Origin of the sequence: Aeromonas sp. SCS5 (genome assembly GCF_001887375.1) — a bacterium.
GTDB classification, from domain to species: Bacteria; Pseudomonadota; Gammaproteobacteria; order Enterobacterales; family Aeromonadaceae; genus Aeromonas; species Aeromonas jandaei.
In genome coordinates this window covers 164,405-182,186 of record NZ_LFCS01000001.1, presented here as the reverse complement: position 1 = coordinate 182,186, position 17,782 = coordinate 164,405, and the positions used below count along the sequence as shown (strand labels likewise).

Here is a 17,782-nt window from a genome sequence, read left to right as displayed (position 1 = left end):
CTTGGTTCATTCGCCGCTGGCTGGGCGATATCAGCCTTAGTAACCATCGCAAAACGCATGTTTGAAATCATATAGGGAAATATTTTATGAAACACTTCAAAACCGCCTCCAAGTACCTTTCCGTACCCGTTGCTATGTTTATGGCCACCTCGGCTCATGCCGCTGGCACCATTCAAGTTCCAGCCTCTCTGGATACACTGCTTGCAGAGTTGCAAGCAGCAGCTCTGGCTATGGCTGATAAGATGTGGCCTTATATGCTGGCCATTCTGGGTGCCTTCATCCTGCTTCGACTGGGCAAGAAGTTCGTCAACAAGATCGGCTAACAGCCCTGCCGGCTACCCCCCTCGTGGGGGTAGCTGGCAGCCTCAACCCAATCTTGTATGCCTATTTGGGTAACGGTGACTCAAAATGAAAACCCTGAAACCTCTGCTTTTAATCCTCTCCTTATTTGCCGCCACCGCCTCTGCTTATTCAATTACCAGCCTTATGAAACAAGCTGAGGTTATTAAAGCGAATGCCGTTGTTTCTGCCACCAATACCGTTATTAAGGTCAGCACAACAATAAAGGGCTTTGCTGCAAACGACCCTTACATGGTTAAGACAATTGACGTCCCCAAGGCTAATTTCATGTCTCACTTGAGGGGGTCAGCGGGCGGCGGCATTGGCGGCCTTGTCAAGCGAAACGCTTGGTATGCTGGTTGGTTTGCCACAATGGCGGCAGCTGGTTGGGCCATAGACGAATTACACAACCAAGTCATGGCACCAGTTAATACTTACACTGGTCAATGTCGCTCTGGTTATTCATGGATTCCAGTCTTGAACAATGTCACTTATTCAGACTGCCAAGGTTATATTTTGCAAAAAGTCTCTGAGCGTTTTTCGTCTCGCATTTGCAGTGATGCCAAAGTTCCAAATGCCAGCGGCACTATTTATTTTACTGTAATCGGCCCCCTAGGCGTTTGCGATGGCTATATGTCACTGCTTGTTTCTTCTTTTGTAAGCGACAACCGCCCAGTTTCAGACGATGCGCTTTACGACTCTCTTATTAGCACTATGCTACAAGACCCCGAAAAAGCCGCTCAGGCTTTTATGGTTCCTGATGCCTATCCTTATCCGTACCCACAGATATTCCCTGAAACAATTCCATACATTCCAGGTGTTTCTGAGGCAGACCAGCAGGCGCTTGATTTGTATTACAGGGGGCTCTTGCAATCCACTAACCCCAACGCTCCCAATTACGTCACTCCAGAGCGTTATCAGCAGATTGCTGATTTGGCTAATAAGCTCCAACAAGGTCAAACACCCCAAGGCCAAACAGACCAAAAAAATGACCAGCTCAAAAAGCCACTCACTCAGGCCGAGCTTGAGGAGACATTAAAGAAGCGTGATGCCGAACAGAAAAAAGAGGCTGATGATATTTCAAAGACTGACACCAAGCCAGTTACTGACGCTTATAAGGATTCCAAGCTCAAAGATGAATACGACAAATTAAAAGAGAGGGTTTCAGACCCAACTAAAATGCCACAATTGCCGCCACTTCCAGCAGCAGACCAAATAGACCTTCCATCTTATAAGGGCTGTCAGACAATTACTGTTAATCTTATGAATGGAGTGCTTACATTCCCAAATCCCGACCAGTGTAAGAAACTGGAACAGGTAAAAACTGGTCTAGGTTACTTGATGTATGTATTAACCGCACTTGGCATCATTATGGAACTTTTCAGGAGGGTTGAATAATGGGCGGAATAGGTAAAGCAATTGCTGCTCTTTTGGTTAGCTTGGGCGGCCCAATACTTAATGCCATTCTTGATATTTTTAAACAGGGCGCTTTGCGCCGTGTCGCTGCATGGGTGACTCTTGTTGCTATGATGGGCACTTTATTTCTTGGCATCAATGGCCTTTTGGGTGCCCTTAAAATGCTGATGCCCACATGGATGGAAATTGGCATGTCATGGATAATTCCACAAAATTTCACATTCTGTATCACAACATACCTCGGTGCGTCTGCCTTAATAACGCTTTATAAGTGGCACCGCCGAGGCATTCAATTAGCGTTGGGGTTCTGATATGCCAGTATGGGCCGTAACAGGGAAAACAGGGCAGGGCAAGGGGCTTATTTCCATGGCCCTTATTGCCGATTACCTGACCAAGGGTAGGTTGGTTGCTACCAACATGGATATTTATCCAGAGAACTTTAAAAACCCCTATAACGACAAAATCAGGATTATTCGCTTGCCTGATTACCCAACTGCTGATGACCTAAAGGCCATTGGTAAAGGTGCTGATGATGGTGTTGTTGACGAGGATGATTTCGGCTTACTCATGCTAGATGAAGGTGCCACTTGGCTTAACTCCCGTGATTGGAATTCACCTGGGCGACGCGAGTTTAACGATTGGCTCGTTCAACGCCGGAAATATCTCTGGAATGTGGCCATCCAAATCCAGAGCATTGAGTCTATGGATGCCCAAGCGCGGCGCTCGGTTATCTCTCACGAAATGCGGGCTGTGAAGATAAACACCGTCCACGTGCCGATTCTGAGTGCTGTTATCAAAGAGCTGACCGGACAGCGTTACCCGCAGTTCCCAAAGTTCATGCGCTACCACAAGGCCACTACAACCAACGTGGAAACCGGACACACTGAGGACATAACTCGTTATCGCGGCGCTGATCTCTACAAGCTCTATAACACGCTTCAGACGTACAGCCCGAACTATCCCCATGGCACCTTTACGTACCTCACGCCATGGCACCTTGTAGGCCGTTATCTGCCGCCCAAGCGCGGTATTAAGTTCTGGTTGCGCCAGCTGCTGCGCCTTCCTGTGTATCTGTCTGTCATTGCGGCTTGTGCAGTGAGCCAGAGCGCCCGCGATTACTTCGCTAATGCCGATAACTAGCTTTATCGGCATCAGCCAGTCTGTCTGGGTGATTGCGCATAATGTATATTATGTTAAATAATGTATCTTGTTTTCTGTTCCCACTAAGTGAACTGTGTATAATGGCAACAATTGATCCTCTCTCCGACCGGATGTCTTAAGTGGCTGAATTAACATCAGAACAATTAAAACCTGCTTTTGCTATTGAACAGTTTCCAACCCTCAGCGAGTTAGAACCCATTCCGTTTGCTGCGCTGCAACCCAGAGCCATTTCTGCCATCAAACGGTTAGCCAGTTTTGATGGCGACTGCCCGGTCATGCTGCTCAACGGGTTTCCCGGCGCCGATTACGAAGATGTCTGCCGTACCCTGATTGCCGCCTCCAACGGCAAGGATGGCGATCTGTTCGACCTCTGCTATACCGAGAACCTCAACAACCCCTTCAAACCAATCTGGCTGCGCCTGCAACCAGGCACAGGTATCGAGTTCTGCGAGATGGTTGGTGAATTGCTCAAGCTGATGAGCCATCACCTCGATGCCGAGCGTCTGGTGACCCGCATCATGCGCAAGCAGAACAACGATCCCAAGATCGATGACTTCCTCTCCGATCTGTCTGCCCATGTCGCTCTGGGTCTGGAGTTCCAGCATCCGGTGCTGATCAATCTGCTCATTCACCACGAAGAGCAGGAAGCGCCGGTGATCTACGGCCGCGACCTCAACTGGGATACCCTGTTTGGCTCCATCAACTACCAGACCGAGCAAGGCTCCGTCTATGCCAACCAGCACCTATTGGAACCCGGATTGCTACGTCAGGCCAACGGCGGCTATCTGATCCTGCAACTGGATGAACTGCTCGATCAGCCCCACCTCTGGTTCAAGCTCAAAAATGCCATGCAAAAAGGCGAGCTGGACTGGAACGCCTATCAGGAAGGCAAGACGCTGACCCCCTTCTTCACACCGGAAGCGACCCCCATCAAGCTCAAGCTCATTCTGGTGGGTGATCGTCTCGATGTGGCCGAGTTCCAGATGCTGGATCGGGATATGTCCGAGCGTATCTTCCTGCGCGCTGACTTGGTCTCTGAAGTGAACATCGAAGAAGATCTGCAGGAGTTTTTGCAATATCTCGCCTGGCTGCGCGAGCGTTGGGAACTGCTGGACTTCACTCCTGCCGCCCTCGCCGCGCTATGCCGGCACGCCAGCCGTCTGTGCGATCATCAAGAGTGGCTCTCCCTCTCCGAGGTGCAACTCTCCGCCATCATGCGGATGGCTGATAGTCTGGCACGCGAGCTGGAAGCGGAGGTCGTCACCGACGAGCATATCCGCGGTGCGCTTGAGGAGCAGGATTACCGCCTCAACTATCTGGTCGAACAGTCCGATCAGGGGGTTATCGATGGGCAGATCCTGCTGCAGACCGATGGTGAAGAGATTGGCCAAATTAATGGTCTCTCCGTCATTCAGGTCTCCGGTCACCCATATGACTTCGGTGAACCGGTACGTCTGACCGCCACCGTTCATCTGGGTGATGGCGACGTGGCGGATATCGAACGCAAGGCGGAGCTGGCCGGCCACATCCATGCCAAGGCGATGATGATCATTCACGGCTACCTCTCCAACAAGTTTGGCGCAGAGAACCCCTCTCCTCTCTCCGCCAATCTGGTGTTCGAGCAGTCTTACCATGAAATTGATGGTGACAGCGCCTCGTTGACCGGTCTGTGTGCCCTGCTCTCTGCCCTCGCCCGCCAGCCCATTTATCAGCACTTTGCGGTAACGGGTGCGGTCGACCAGTTTGGAAATGTGCAGGCCGTTGGCGGCGTCAACGAGAAGATCGAAGGCTTCTTCCGGGTGTGCAAGATCCACGGTCTGACCGGCAAACAAGGCATCCTGCTGCCCGGCACCAACGCCCAACAGCTTAACCTCTCTGATGAGGTGATCGCCGCCGTTGAAGCGGGTCAGTTCCATATCCACCCAGTGGATCATGTGGAAGAGGCCATCGAGCTCTTGACTGGCTGTGTGGCGGGTGAGCCTGACATGCCCGATACCCTGTTCGGCCGCATTCAGGAGCGACTGGATGAGCTGAACGGCAGCACGGCGAAAGTCGGGCTGCTACGCGCCCTTCTTGATCGGCTGTTTGGCCGCTAATGAAGTGATCGGAGTTGTTTAGCGCACATCTGTACGCTAAATTGGCGCAGCTTTACTCATTTGAAGGAAACTCAGCGTGACCGTAGACAATTCGACCCTGGAAGCCCGCCTTTCCCTGTGTGAACAGGGCAAGAACTCTTTTACCCGTGAAGAGCTGCTGGCTTGCAGCCGTGGCGAACTCTTTGGTGAGGGTAACAGTCAGCTGCCCGCCCCCAACATGTTGATGATGGATCGCATCGTCAAGATCAATGACAACGGTGGCGAGCACGGCAAGGGCGAGATCCTGGCAGAGCTCGACATTACCCCCGATCTCTGGTTCTTCGATTGCCACTTCCCGGGTGATCCCGTGATGCCAGGCTGTCTCGGTCTGGATGCCATGTGGCAGCTGGTTGGCTTCTTCCTCGGCTGGAAAGGCGGCCCGGGAAAAGGCCGTGCGCTGGGTGTCGGTGAAGTGAAATTTACCGGCCAGATCCTGCCGACCGCCAAGAAAGTGACCTACAAGATCACCTTCAAGCGGGTCATCAACCGCAAACTGGTGATGGGCATTGCCGACGGTGTCGTTGAAGTTGACGGTCGCCCCATCTACAGCGCAACTGACCTGAAAGTGGGCCTGTTCCAGGACACCACCGCATTCTGATTGATGTGACTCTGAATGTGGCGAAAGCCACAACGCAAAGGGGCCACGACGGCCCCTTTCCTTTTGTAATGAGTGTAATGAAGTAACTTACTTCATGAAGAGGCCTGAGCCCCGCCCTTCCATGGCATCTCGCCAACCACCAAGCCAGTGCCCACGGGCATCCAGACATTGATACGGACACGCTTCTTTCTGTTTGCCGACCACGCCAGCCTGATAACCACGAGCACGAGCTCTTTCCAGACGGTCCCGTTTCTGTCTCTTCATCATCTACGACCCTCTTCGTGGAACAAAAAAAGCGACCAATTCTTCATCGGTCGCTTTCATCTTTACCCCAGCAGGGAGGGAGGGTCAAACAAAAATTTCCATGCTAACCCCCCTCTGTGACATAAGGCACTGAACTCAATTAAATTTAAATTACAGGAAACTTATTCCTGATTTTTGAGTCCTTCCAGCTCTTCCCAGCGAGCAAATGCCTCCTCCAGCGCTGTCTCGGCGGCACTCAATGCGGCCAGTTTGGGCTGGGTCTGCTCGCTTGGCAGGGAGAAGAAACCGGGCTGGTTGATCTCCCCTTGCAGCGCGTCAAGTTCAGCTTCCAGCTGCTCAAGACGCGCCGGCAGACCATCCAGTTCAAGCTGCAGCTTGTAGGAGAGTTTTTTGCCTTTCTTCGGTGCTTCGCTCACTGTGGCTACCGGCTCGGGAGCCTTGACCGGTGTGCTCTTGGCCTGTTGCTGAGCACGCTGCTGCTCACGGGTCGCCATCATGTCGGCATAGCCGCCCACGTAGTCACTGATGCGGCCATCCCCTTCAAATAGCCAACAACCGGTTACCGTATTGTCGATGAAACGACGATCGTGACTGACCAGCAGCAGAGTACCCGGATAGTCCGCCAGCAGCTCTTCCAGCAGCTCCAGAGTCTCGACGTCGAGGTCGTTGGTCGGTTCATCGAGGATCAGCAGGTTGCTGGGTTTAAGGAACAGCTTGGCCAGCAGCAGTCGGTTTTTCTCACCGCCAGAGAGCGCCTTGACCGGCGTTCTGGCCCGCTTGGGCTCGAACAGGAAGTCCTGCAAGTAGCCGAGGATGTGGCGGGAGCGACCGCGCACCATCACCTCCTGCTTGCCCTCCCCGACGTTGTCCACCACCGTCTGCTCGGGATCGAGCTGCTCGCGGTACTGATCGAAGTAGGCCACTTCCAGATTGGTGCCCTGACGCACCGAGCCACGAGTGGCATCTAGCTGGCCCAGCAACAGCTTGATCAGGGTCGACTTGCCGCAACCGTTGGGGCCGACCAGCGCAATCTTGTCGCCACGCAGCACCTGCAGATCCAGCCCCTCGAACAGGGTGCGATCACCAAAGTTGAGCCCCAGCCCTTCCGCCTCAAATACCAGCTTGCCGGAGCGGCTCGCCTCATCGAGTTGCAGCTTGGCTTTGCCCTGCAGTTCGCGACGCTGGGTACGCTCCATGCGCATCGCCTTGAGGGCGCGCACTCGCCCCTCGTTACGGGTACGGCGCGCCTTGATCCCCTGGCGTACCCACACCTCTTCCTGAGCCAGCTTGCGATCGAACTCGGCATTTTTCAGCTCTTCGACCCGTAACCACTCCTCTTTGCCCTGCTGGTACTCGTCATAGTTACCCGGCCAGGAGGTGATCACACCGCGATCCAAGTCGATGATCCGGGTCGCCAGCTTGTGGATAAACTCACGGTCGTGGGAGATAAACACGATGGCACCACGGAAATCCTTGAGGAACTCTTCCAGCCAGTTGATGGCCTCGATATCCAGGTGGTTGGTCGGTTCGTCCAGCAGCAGCAGATCGGGATCACAGGCCAATGCACGGGCCAGCGCTACTTTGCGCAGCCAGCCACCGGAGAGACTGTCGAGGGTCACGTCAGGATCAAGACCAAGCAGGGTCAGCACCTGATTGATGCGGGTCTCGTACTGCCAGCCATTCTGATAATCGAGCTGCTCCTGCAGCTGGCTCATCTTGCGAATGTTGGCATCGGACGGGTCACTCGCCAGCGCTATGGATACGTGGTGATACTGCTTGAGCAGCTCACCGACTCCGGCCAGCCCTTCGGCGGCGTAATCAAACACGGTGAGCTCGCTCGAGGTGGGCGGATCCTGCTCAAGACGAGTCACTTTCAGATCCTGCTGCAACACCAGACGGCCATCATCGAGGGGCAATTCGCCGGCAATCACCTTCATCAGGGTGGACTTGCCCGCCCCGTTGCGGCCCACCAGACAGAGGCGCTCGCCTCGCTCGATGGTCAGCTCGGCCTTGTCGAGCAACGGAAAATCACTGAACGACAGACACCCGCCGTGCAATGTTAAAAGAGCCATGTTCGTTCCTTATCTCATATGAAAAAACGGGCAACAGACTGGGTCTGCCCCCGTTTCATCGTCAAATCACAAATCAACCCTGACGAGCGAGCCAGCCCTTGAGCTCCACCAGTGTGAAGGGCCAGCCCAGCTCGCGGCCTGCCTCGTCCCGCAGCACCGGAATACGCACCCGATAGGCCTCAAGCCAGCCGGCATCGTCCATGATGTCGCAGCGGCGGGTCACATCGCCTGCCCCCGCCTCCTCCACCAGCGCCCACGCCTGTTCGCACAGGTGGCAACCGTCGGTGTGAAACAGGGTCAGCATCAGGCCTCAACCTCGCTATCGGCATGGGTGATGATCCAGCAGTTGTGGATGTGCTGGTTGCGCTCGAAATCCTTCGGCCGGGTCTTGCCGGTGATGTTCTGTGCCTTGAGACCAATGGTCTCGAGACCGGCCAGATCCATCTTGAAGTGGCGCTTGTTGTTGGAGAAGACCAGGGTGCCACCCGCGGCCAGCAACCGCTTCAAGTGCTGCATCAGCAGCAGGTGATCGCGCTGCACGTCGAAGCTCTCGTCCATCCGCTTGGAGTTGGAGAAGGTGGGCGGATCGATGAAGATGAGGTCGTACTGCTCGTCCGCTTCAGAGAGCCACTTCAGGCAGTCGGCCTGCACGAACTTGTGCTCCCGGCCCACCAGCGAGTTGAGACGCATGTTGTCCTGTGCCCAGTTGAGGTAGGTGCGCGACATATCCACCGTGGTGGTTTCACTGGCACCGCCAAGACCCGCGTGCACGGTGGCACTGCCGGTATAGGCAAAGAGGTTCAGGAAGCGCTTGCCCTTGGCCATCTGACCCAGCATGCGGCGGGTCTGACGGTGGTCAAGGAACAGACCGGTATCGAGGTAGTCGTAGAGGTTGACCCACAGACGGGCACCGTACTCCTGCACTTCCATCCGGTGCTGCTCTTCGGAGAGCTTCTGGTACTGCTGCTTGCCCTCCTGACGCTCGCGCACTTTCAGGATCACCTTCTCGCCGTCCATGCCGGTCACCTTGATGGCGGCCTGCACCATGTCGAGCAGACGCTGACGGGTCTTCTGGGCGGGGATATCCTTGGGCGCCGCGTACTCCTGCACCACCAGATAGTCCTGATAGCGGTCGATGGCGGCGTTGTACTCAGGCAGGTCGGCGTCGTAGAGACGGTAGCAGTCGAGATTCTCTTTCTTGGCCCACTTCTCGAGCGCCTTCAGATTCTTGCGCAGACGGTTGGCAAAGTCCTGCGCCACCTCTTTTTGCGAGGCGACGGCATCGAGCGCGATCTGGTAGTTACGCAGCTGACACTCAAGGGCACCGTTGAACAGGCGATATTGCTTGTCGGCGCGCAGGCGCAGACAGCTGAGCAGCTCGGGAGATGCGGACAGAATGGAGACTCTCCACCCCTGGAAGCTGCGACGCAGGGCATCGCCGAGGGCTTGATGCACTTCCAGCAGCGCCGGGAATTCGCCAAGACGCTCGCCGTAGGGCGGGTTGGAGATCAGCATACCGACCTGACGAGCCTCCCCTTCCACAGCCGGCATCGGCAACGGGTTTTCCAGCTTGGTGACATCAGCCTGCTTGAAGGTGATGAGATGGGCGACACCGGCGGCTTTGGCGTTATCACGGGCTTTGAGCAGCACGCGCGAATCGGCATCACAACCAAACAGTTTCACCTCGCAGCGCTGCATGCCGCGTTTGGCTCGCACTTGCGCTTCCATCATCAGGCTTTGCCACAGCTCGCTATCGTGTTGCAGCCAGCGATCAAAACCGAAGCGCTCACGGCGCAGCGCCGGCGCCATGTCGGCAGCGATAAAGGCCGCTTCAATCAACAGCGTACCTGAGCCGCACATCGGGTCCATCATGGGCTCGCCGGCCCAACCGCTACGAGCAATCATGGCGACCGCCAGGTTCTCTTTGAGCGGTGCTTCACCAGTGCCCTGACGATAGAAACGCTGATGCAGCGCCGGGCCTGACAAGTCCAGCGTGATATTGGCCTTGCCTTTGCCCAGATGCGCCATGATGCGAATATCCGGCGATTTCTTGTCCACGTCCGGGCGCACATGACCGCGCTTGGTAAAGCGATCGACGATGGCATCCTTGATCTTCAGGGCGCCATATTGGGTATTGCGAATGGAGGCGTTGGTACCGGTAAAGTCCACCGCAATGGTGGCGGTGCCGGAGAAGTGCTCTTCCCAGGGGATGGTATGCGCACCCAGATAGAGATCCAGATCGTCGTTCATCTGGAACTCGGAAAGCACCAGTACGATGCGGGAAGCCAGACGGCTCCAGAGGCAGGCCTTGTAGCCCACCGCCAGTTCGCCTTTGAAGTGGACGCCAGCCACGGTCTCACGGACCTGCTCTGCGCCCAGATTGGTCAGCTCGTCGGCCAACAGGTTTTCCAGCCCCTTGGGGCAGGTTGCAAAAAAATCTTTCATCACGCTCACGGGGAACCCATAAAAATAGTCCCGCATTATACCTCATCAGGTCACTCTGAGCATGCAAAAGTGGCTGACAATGACAGGAGATACGGTGTAACAAGCGTCTATTGACCCCTTTCCGTAGAACCTTAAAAACCGCCAGTCCCCCCCTTCCCCGATTTTTCTCCTGCACACGTCGATCCAGTTTTAAAAAATCCACACACATCAACTTATTGGACAACAATTAGGAAGCCTCGACCCATGTTACCCGGATACAAATAACGCCAGTGAACGAGTCACCCTTATGACCAAAACCATCCTTGTTGTGGAAGACTCCGCCAGCATCAGAGCCACCATTACCATGACGCTGCAAAGCGCCGGTTTTAGCGTGATCGAAGCGGATGATGGCAACGCGGCCCTCTCCCGCCTCGATGGCCAGCGGGTACATCTCATCATCTCCGATCTCAACATGCCGGGCATGGACGGGATGACACTGCTGCGCCATCTCAAGGCACAGGCAACCACCCGTTATATCCCGTTCATCATGCTGACGACGGAAGACTCGCCCGAGATCCGCCAAGAGGGGTTCGATGCCGGCGCCCGTGTCTGGCTGACCAAGCCATTCGAGCCGCTGAAGCTTATCGATGATGTCTACAAGGTGGTGCAACCATGATACGGGAGCACAAGGTATGAGTTTTGAACTGGATATTATGCACGCCCCTCCGACTGCCATTCTCACGGGGGAGTTCACCATCATGACGGTGGCAGAGCTGCAAGACGATCTCTTCAGTCTGCTCAACTTTCCTGTTGCCCTGCTGGATTTGAGCCAGCTTGAAGTACTCGATAGCTGCGGCGCCCAGCTTGTCGCCCTACTCCAACAAGAGGCCAATAACCAGGGCAAGCGGCTGCGGATCAAGACGGGAGATGGCAGTGAAGCCGAACTGGCGCTGGGCCAGCTCGGGTTGCTTTCTTCCCTGACCAGAGCGGAGGGGCCAGATGGACGTCAATAAAGCGCGCACCCTCTTTTTCGAGGAGGCCTACGAGCAGTGTGATCATCTGGAGCAGGCGCTCCTTGATCGCGAAAGCTATCCGGCCAATCCCGAAACCTACAATCTGATGTTTCGTACCGCCCATACCATCAAGGGTTCAGCCAGCATGCTGGGCCTCACCATGCTGGTACGCTTCGCCCACGCCATGGAGAACATGCTGGCACGGCTTCGCAGCGGCGAGTTGCAGCTCGATGAGCATCTGATCAACCTGCTGCTGGCCTGCAATGATCAGCTACGCGACCTGTTGCAAGGGGCGGAGCACAACCCCGAGCTGCCGCAGACCGAAACCCAGCAGATCCTGGCCCTGCTTTCCCAACTGCAAGGCCATCAAAATTTGCCAACTCACCCTGTCGTAGTGCCGCCACAGAACGTAACTTCGTCGCAGGATCTCAAGCGCTGGCATCTCTCTGTGCGTTTTTATCCCGCGCTTTATCAGGATGGCTTCGACCTGCTGGCCTTTATCCGCTATCTCGGCAATCTGGGCGAGATCGTCTTCATCGAACCGGTCTGGCACGAATGGCCTCCCCTACAGCTGCTCGATCCGACCGAATGTTTCCTTGGCTATGAAATTGGCCTGCGCAGTGCCGAATCTCCCGAGCGGATCCGCAGTACCTTCGATTTTGTGGCTCATGCCAGCATCATCTGCCTGCTGACGCCTCATCAGGATCTCGCCGAGTTTGCGGCGCAAGGTGAACGACTGGCCCAGTGGCGCAACGAACCACTGACGGCCCAGCTTGCCCGCTGGGAGGCAGCCGACGTCCTGAGCCGTGAAGAGGCGGCCGCCATTGAACGGGGCGACTATCGCCGTGGCCAAACCAGCGAAACAGACAGCGCATCCGCCGCCCCTTCAGCATCATTTTCACAACCTGCACATCCAGAGCCGGAACTGCCGGTAACACCTCAGCCCAAGCCAGCCCCGCTGCGCAGTGAGGGACACTACATTCGCATTGAGGCGGCGAAGCTCGACCGGCTGATCAACCGGGTCGGCGAACTGGTGATCGCCACCTCAGCGACAACCTTGCAGGCCAGATTGCGAGGAGATGCCGAGCTGGTCGAATCGGTGGCCGCGGTCAACACCCTGGTCGAGGGGATCCGCGATGATGCCCTTACCCTGCGCATGGTGCCCATCAACGAGATCTTCAACCGCTTTCCGAGGTTGGTGCACGAACTCTCCCAGCAGACCGGCAAGAACATCAGCCTGCACATCAACAACGCCGAAACCGATATCGACAAATCCATGGTCGAGAAGCTGACCGATCCCCTGATGCATCTGGTGCGCAATGCGGTCGATCACGGCATCGAGAATGAGGCGCAGCGCCTTGAGGCTGGCAAGGCGGCTGGCGGCGTGGTCACCCTGAACGCCTATCATGACGCAGGCGCCGTAGTGGTTGAAGTGAGCGACGATGGTCGCGGCATCGATCGCGACAAGATCCTGGCCAAGGCCCAGACGATGGGCATGGCTCAGGAGGGAAAAATCCTGAGCGAGCAGGAGATATTCCAGTTCCTGTTCCAACCCGGCTTCTCAACCGCCAGCGGTGTCAGCGATCTTTCGGGTCGCGGTGTCGGGCTCGATGTGGTCAAACGCAATCTGGAGTCCCTGCGGGGCGAGACCACCATCGAGAGCCATCCTGGCCGCGGCACAACCTTCCGCCTGCGGCTCCCGCTAACCCTCGCCATCATCGACGGTTTTCGCATCGAGGTGGATCACTCCTCTCTGGTGATCCCCCTCGACATGATGCTCGAGTGCATTGATCTGCCGCCGGATGCCCTCGATACCCCCTCGCGCCAGATCAATATCCGCGGCGAGTGGGTGCCCTTTATCGTGCTGCGCGAGCTGTTTGCCCTTCCCCCCGCCGACGAGCCCGAGTTTGTCGTTATCGTCGACTATGCCGACAACCGCGCTGGCATTGTGGTGGATCGTCTGATTGGCGAAGTGCAGGCGGTGATCAAACCACTCGGAGAGCTGTTCAGGACGCTGCGATATGTCAGCGGTTCAACCATTTTGGGCAATGGCCAGCCGGCCCTCATTCTTGATGTGCCACAGCTTATCGAGCTGGCCAGACGACGAGAGTTGCACTTGATCCATCAGCATGCAGATGCCATCTCCGGCAACCGAACCTGATTGACCACATACTGTTATCAACCGCTTTAACGGAGTCAAAACCATGGACTGGTTTCACAACTTGCAAGTCAGAACAAAACTGGTGCTCTCGTTTTCCATTTTGATGGTGCTGCTGGTGACCTTGACCGTCACCAGCTACTACTCCACCAAAACGATGGCACTACTGGTTAAAAACATGCACGCCAACCAACTGGTGCCCATTCGGGATCTGGCCAACGCCAACATGCAGGCGATCTACATGAACCGGGCTCTCTATCGCTACGTGCTGGAGACCAAGGAGGAGAGCAGAAAGCTCAACGCAGGCAACATCCTGCGTTACGAGAGTCAGCTCAACAAACTGCTCGATACCTATCGCAAAACCTATCTGACCCAACCGGAAATCGATGCGCTGGCCCGCTTCGATCAATCCTGGGTCACCTACAAGTCCTATGCCGATATCATCATGCGCACCGCGCAGTCGGACACCGGCGACAATGTCAACAACCAGAAGGCCGCCCAGATCATGGCCGAGCAAGGCCGTCCAGCCTTTGACAAGTCAGATGATCTGCTGACCGAGCTGGTCAATATCAATGACCGCCTCGCCACCCAGTCGTTGCAAGAGAGTGAAGATATCTATCAGGACAACCTGAGCCTGCTGATCCTCATCTCCTGCACTGCCTTTGTTATCTGTCTCATCCTGGCCATGCTGGTCACCCGCAGCATCTTGCGCCAGCTGGGTGGCGACCCCTCCTATACCGTGCAGGTGGTTTCCCGTGTCGCCGCTGGGGATCTCTCGACCCCGGTCAAGCTGCGCAGCGATGACAGCAGCAGCCTGCTCTTTGCCATCAAGAGCATGGCTCATCGCCTCTCCGATATTCTCAACGAGGTGGGCGCCATGTCAGAGGCCATCGGCTCGGCCTCTGAACAGGTCGCTGCCACCGCCAACTCGCTGTCGCAAACCTCCTCCGAACTGGCCTCCAGCGTCGAGCAGACCAGCGCCTCCGTCGAGGAGATGGCGGCCACCGTCAGCCAGAACGCCGACAATGCCAAGGTCACCGAGAACATCTCCACCAAGGCGGCCAGCAGTGCCACCGAAAGCGGCAAGGCGGTAGGCGAGATGGTTCACGCCATGAAGGAGATCGCCTCGCGCATCACCGTCATCAATGACATCGCCAACAAGACCGATCTGCTGGCCATCAACGCCGCCATTGAGGCGGCCCGCGCCGGTGAACACGGTAAGGGTTTTGCCACCGTGGCGGCCGAGGTACGCAAACTGGCGGAGCGCTCGCAAAATGCCGCCAAGGAGATTGGCGAGCTTGCTGGCCGTTCGGTCAGCGTCGCCGAACAGGCCGGCACCCTGCTGCGGGAGATGCTGCCGGGGATCGATCAGACTGCCACTCTGGTGCAGGAGATCGCATCGGCCTCCCGTGAACAGCGGGCCAGCGTCTCCCAAATCAATATTGCGGTGACCCAGATCAGTGATGGCATGCAGGCCTCCGCTGCCTCGGCCGAGGAGCTGAGTTCGACCTCGGAAGAGCTCAGCTCCACCGCTTTGCAGCTGCAGGAGCTGATGCGGCAGTTCACCCTGCGCGGTGGCAACAACCGTCAGCCCACCCAGTTTCATGCTGCCGGTTACAGTGCCAGACCGGTCATCCCGAAAAAGAGCACGCTGAGCCAGCACCTGCACCATGACGACGATCTGGAGCGGGAAGTGGACGATGGCAAGTTCAGCAACTATTAGGAGCAGCCCAATGCGCACAACACATGCCCCTGATACTGTCACCTCCCACTTCCACTGCGTGACCTTCATGCTGGGAGGGGAGCTATACGGGGTCGATATCGGCTGCATCCGCGAGATCATCGAGTTCGAGGGGATGACGCCGGTGCCCATGATGCCGCGCTTTGTCAGGGGTATCATCAACCTGCGGGGCGCCGTGGTGCCGGTCATCGACCTTTCGATCCGCTTTGGTCGGGGGCAGACTCCGATCCAGCCCACCACCTGTGTCGCAATCCTTTCGCTGCCCAACAGCAATGGCGAAGAGCAGGAGATCGGCATGTTGCTCGACTCCGTCTGCGAGGTGCTGGAGATTGCCACCGACACCATAGAGCCGGCCCCGACCTTTGGCGCCCATATTCGCGGCGACTTCATCCAGGGGGTGGTCACCATCGCCCAGCAGTTCGCCATACTGCTCGACATGCACAAGGCGCTCTCCATCGCCGAGCTGAGCGCCATGGCCGAGGCCACCACCAGCCAGCTCTTCAACAGCGAGCAAGGGGGCTATTAGTGGCGGCATCCCTCACCACCCCGGATCAGGGGCCGGTGCTCACTCAAAGAGAGTTCGAACTGTTCCGGCGCTTTATCTTCACCGCCGCCGGCATCGATCTCGCTCCCTGCAAGCGGGCGCTGGTGCAATCCCGCCTCGCCAAGCGGCTGCGGGCGCTCAATCTCACCAGCTACTACGGCTACTGGGAGCGGATCAACCAGCCACAGAATGTGCAGGAGCGACAGCTCGCCATCAACCTGCTCTCTACCAACGAAACCTATTTTTTCCGCGAGGCACAACACTTCAGCTGGCTCAAACACCATGCCGAACAACTGCACGCTAGCCGCCATCAACCACTGCGGGTCTGGTCTGCCGCCTGCTCCACCGGTGAGGAGGCCTACTCAGCCGCCATGGTGCTGGCCGAACAGCTCGGCATCAACGAGCGCTGGCGGATCTACGGCACCGACATCAACACCCGGGTGATCCCCTTTGCCCAACGTGCCATCTATGCCGTGGAGCGGGCCCAGCATGTCCCGCCCCACCTCTGGATGCGCTATTTCCAGCGCGGTCACGACGAATATGCAGGCAAGGTGCGGGTGAGACCCGAGCTGGCGAGAAAAGTGTCATTCTCCAACCTCAACCTGCTCACCTGCAGCAACTTTATCGAGCGGGAGTTCGACGTCATCTTTTTGCGCAATGTGCTTATCTACTTCAACGAAGAGACCAAAGGCCAGGTGCTCTCTCAATTGTGTGAGCTGCTCAGGCCCGGTGGTTATCTGCTGGTCGGCCATTCGGAGATCATCCGTCAGCAGGATCTGCCACTGGTGCAGGAGGCCCCTTCGCGCTATCGCTGCCAACCTCAGCTTTTCAAGGATGAAACATGACCATACGGGTATTGATCGTGGACGACTCGGCACTGGTGCGGGAAGTGCTGACCCAGATGCTGGGCAAGGCCGCCGATATCGAAGTGATGGGGGCGGCATTCGATCCCATCTTCGCCATGCAGCAGATGAAGAAGAGCTGGCCGGATGTGATCATTCTCGATATCGAAATGCCTCGTATGGATGGCCTCACCTTCCTGCGCAAGATCATGAGCGAGCGCCCGACGCCGGTCATCATCTGCTCCTCACTGACCGAAGAGGGCGCCACCATTACCCTGGATGCCATGGCTGCCGGTGCCATCTCCATCATCACCAAGCCCGCTGTCGGCATCAAAAACTTCCTGCAGCAATCGGCCAACGAGCTGATCCAGGAGATCCGTACCGCCGTCAACGCCAAGCTGCGCAACCTGCTGCCAGACCACCAGCAACCCGGTTTTACTCCCCCTCCCAAGCGCACCGCCGATGCCATGCTCTCGCCCCCGCCGGAGCGGGTCAAATTTCGCACTACCGACCGGATCATCGCCCTTGGCACCTCCACCGGCGGCACCCAGGCCCTTGAGTATCTGCTGACCCGACTGCCGGTCACCTGCCCGGGGCTCGCCATCGTGCAGCATATGCCGGGGCGCTTTACCGCCTCGTTTGCGGAGCGCTTGAACGGCCTTTCCAAGATCGAAGTCAAAGAAGCGGCCACCGGCGATCGCCTGCTGCCCGGGGTAGCGCTGATCGCCCCCGGTGGCAAACATCTGCTGATCCAGCGCAGCGGAACCCAATATCTGGCTGAGGTGAAAGAGGGTCCCCCCGTCTCTCGTCACTGTCCCTCGGTCGATGTGCTGTTTCGCTCGGTGGCGGTCAGTGCCGGTCATAACGCCCTTGGCGTCATCATGACCGGCATGGGGGATGATGGCGCCCGCGGTATGCGCGAATTGCATGACACCGGCGCTCGCACCATCGCACAGGATGAGGCGAGCTGTGTGGTCTTTGGCATGCCCAAAGAGGCAATCGCCCATGGCGGGATCGATGAAGTGATGTCCCTTGCCCAGATAACCCAGACGCTTGGCCGTCCCGATTGAGAGGA

Annotated in this window: 17 protein-coding genes; 13 read left to right on the top strand and 4 right to left on the bottom strand. The window is 56.9% G+C overall.

Annotated elements, in window-relative coordinates; translation table 11 throughout:
- The first annotated feature begins 86 nt into the window (after window positions 1-86).
- The 6 genes from BS300_RS00880 (at window position 87) to fabA (ending at window position 5,649) form a co-directional block, all read left to right on the top strand.
- Window positions 87-323, top strand: a complete 237-nt coding sequence (locus BS300_RS00880) for a major coat protein (protein ID WP_071910110.1) — start codon at window positions 87-89, stop codon at window positions 321-323.
- 85 nt (window positions 324-408) lie between these two features.
- Entirely contained in the window at window positions 409-1,737 is a 1,329-nt protein-coding gene (locus BS300_RS00875) for a hypothetical protein (RefSeq protein WP_071910108.1), read from the top strand.
- Entirely contained in the window at window positions 1,737-2,066 is a 330-nt protein-coding gene (locus tag BS300_RS00870; RefSeq protein WP_071910106.1) for a DUF5455 family protein, read from the top strand. Before BS300_RS00875 ends, BS300_RS00870 begins: the two co-directional genes overlap by 1 nt.
- Before the next feature lies 1 nt (window position 2,067).
- On the top strand, window positions 2,068-2,895 hold the full coding sequence (locus tag BS300_RS00865) for a zonular occludens toxin domain-containing protein (RefSeq protein ID WP_071910104.1): 828 nt from the start codon (window positions 2,068-2,070) through the stop codon (window positions 2,893-2,895).
- A gap of 140 nt (window positions 2,896-3,035) precedes the next feature.
- Window positions 3,036-5,012, top strand: a complete 1,977-nt coding sequence (locus BS300_RS00860) for a Lon protease family protein (protein WP_071910102.1) — start codon at window positions 3,036-3,038, stop codon at window positions 5,010-5,012.
- 76 nt (window positions 5,013-5,088) lie between these two features.
- Complete coding sequence (gene fabA, locus BS300_RS00855) at window positions 5,089-5,649, top strand: 3-hydroxyacyl-[acyl-carrier-protein] dehydratase FabA (RefSeq protein WP_033113552.1); 561 nt, start codon at window positions 5,089-5,091, stop codon at window positions 5,647-5,649.
- A gap of 87 nt (window positions 5,650-5,736) precedes the next feature.
- Here fabA and rmf read toward each other — a convergent pair whose 3' ends face one another.
- The 4 genes from rmf to rlmKL form a co-directional block, all read right to left on the bottom strand.
- Complete coding sequence (rmf, locus tag BS300_RS00850; RefSeq protein WP_010674759.1) at window positions 5,737-5,913, bottom strand: ribosome modulation factor; 177 nt, start codon at window positions 5,911-5,913, stop codon at window positions 5,737-5,739.
- A gap of 161 nt (window positions 5,914-6,074) precedes the next feature.
- Window positions 6,075-7,985, bottom strand: coding sequence for an ABC transporter ATP-binding protein (locus tag BS300_RS00845; protein WP_071910100.1), 1,911 nt, complete (start codon window positions 7,983-7,985; stop codon window positions 6,075-6,077).
- A gap of 73 nt (window positions 7,986-8,058) precedes the next feature.
- Window positions 8,059-8,289: a glutaredoxin family protein gene (locus tag BS300_RS00840; RefSeq protein WP_041207778.1), complete on the bottom strand. Its 231-nt coding sequence runs from the start codon at window positions 8,287-8,289 to the stop codon at window positions 8,059-8,061.
- The gene (gene rlmKL / locus BS300_RS00835) at window positions 8,289-10,466 is read right to left on the bottom strand and encodes a bifunctional 23S rRNA (guanine(2069)-N(7))-methyltransferase RlmK/23S rRNA (guanine(2445)-N(2))-methyltransferase RlmL (protein WP_071910099.1); all 2,178 of its coding nucleotides are present in this window, start codon (window positions 10,464-10,466) and stop codon (window positions 8,289-8,291) included. The genes BS300_RS00840 and rlmKL overlap by 1 nt, the downstream gene beginning before the upstream one ends.
- 250 nt (window positions 10,467-10,716) lie before the next feature.
- Here rlmKL and BS300_RS00830 point away from each other — a divergent pair, with 250 nt between their 5' ends.
- From BS300_RS00830 to BS300_RS00800, 7 genes are read left to right on the top strand one after another with little or no spacing between them, the layout of a single operon-like run.
- On the top strand, window positions 10,717-11,085 hold the full coding sequence (locus BS300_RS00830; RefSeq protein WP_041207780.1) for a response regulator: 369 nt from the start codon (window positions 10,717-10,719) through the stop codon (window positions 11,083-11,085).
- Between the two features lie 16 nt (window positions 11,086-11,101).
- On the top strand, window positions 11,102-11,422 hold the full coding sequence (locus tag BS300_RS00825) for an STAS domain-containing protein (protein ID WP_071910097.1): 321 nt from the start codon (window positions 11,102-11,104) through the stop codon (window positions 11,420-11,422).
- The gene (locus tag BS300_RS00820; RefSeq protein ID WP_071910095.1) at window positions 11,409-13,583 is read left to right on the top strand and encodes a chemotaxis protein CheA; all 2,175 of its coding nucleotides are present in this window, start codon (window positions 11,409-11,411) and stop codon (window positions 13,581-13,583) included. Before BS300_RS00825 ends, BS300_RS00820 begins: the two co-directional genes overlap by 14 nt.
- 43 nt (window positions 13,584-13,626) lie before the next feature.
- Window positions 13,627-15,303 carry a methyl-accepting chemotaxis protein gene (locus BS300_RS00815; protein ID WP_071910093.1) on the top strand — a complete coding sequence of 559 codons (1,677 nt, stop codon included), beginning with the start codon at window positions 13,627-13,629 and terminating at the stop codon, window positions 15,301-15,303.
- Window positions 15,304-15,313: 10 nt separating this feature from the next.
- Window positions 15,314-15,847, top strand: coding sequence for a chemotaxis protein CheW (locus tag BS300_RS00810; protein ID WP_033113544.1), 534 nt, complete (start codon window positions 15,314-15,316; stop codon window positions 15,845-15,847).
- Complete coding sequence (locus BS300_RS00805; RefSeq protein ID WP_043850788.1) at window positions 15,847-16,710, top strand: protein-glutamate O-methyltransferase CheR; 864 nt, start codon at window positions 15,847-15,849, stop codon at window positions 16,708-16,710. The genes BS300_RS00810 and BS300_RS00805 overlap by 1 nt, the downstream gene beginning before the upstream one ends.
- The gene (locus BS300_RS00800; RefSeq protein ID WP_041207785.1) at window positions 16,707-17,777 is read left to right on the top strand and encodes a chemotaxis response regulator protein-glutamate methylesterase; all 1,071 of its coding nucleotides are present in this window, start codon (window positions 16,707-16,709) and stop codon (window positions 17,775-17,777) included. Before BS300_RS00805 ends, BS300_RS00800 begins: the two co-directional genes overlap by 4 nt.
- Window positions 17,778-17,782 lie beyond the last annotated feature (5 nt).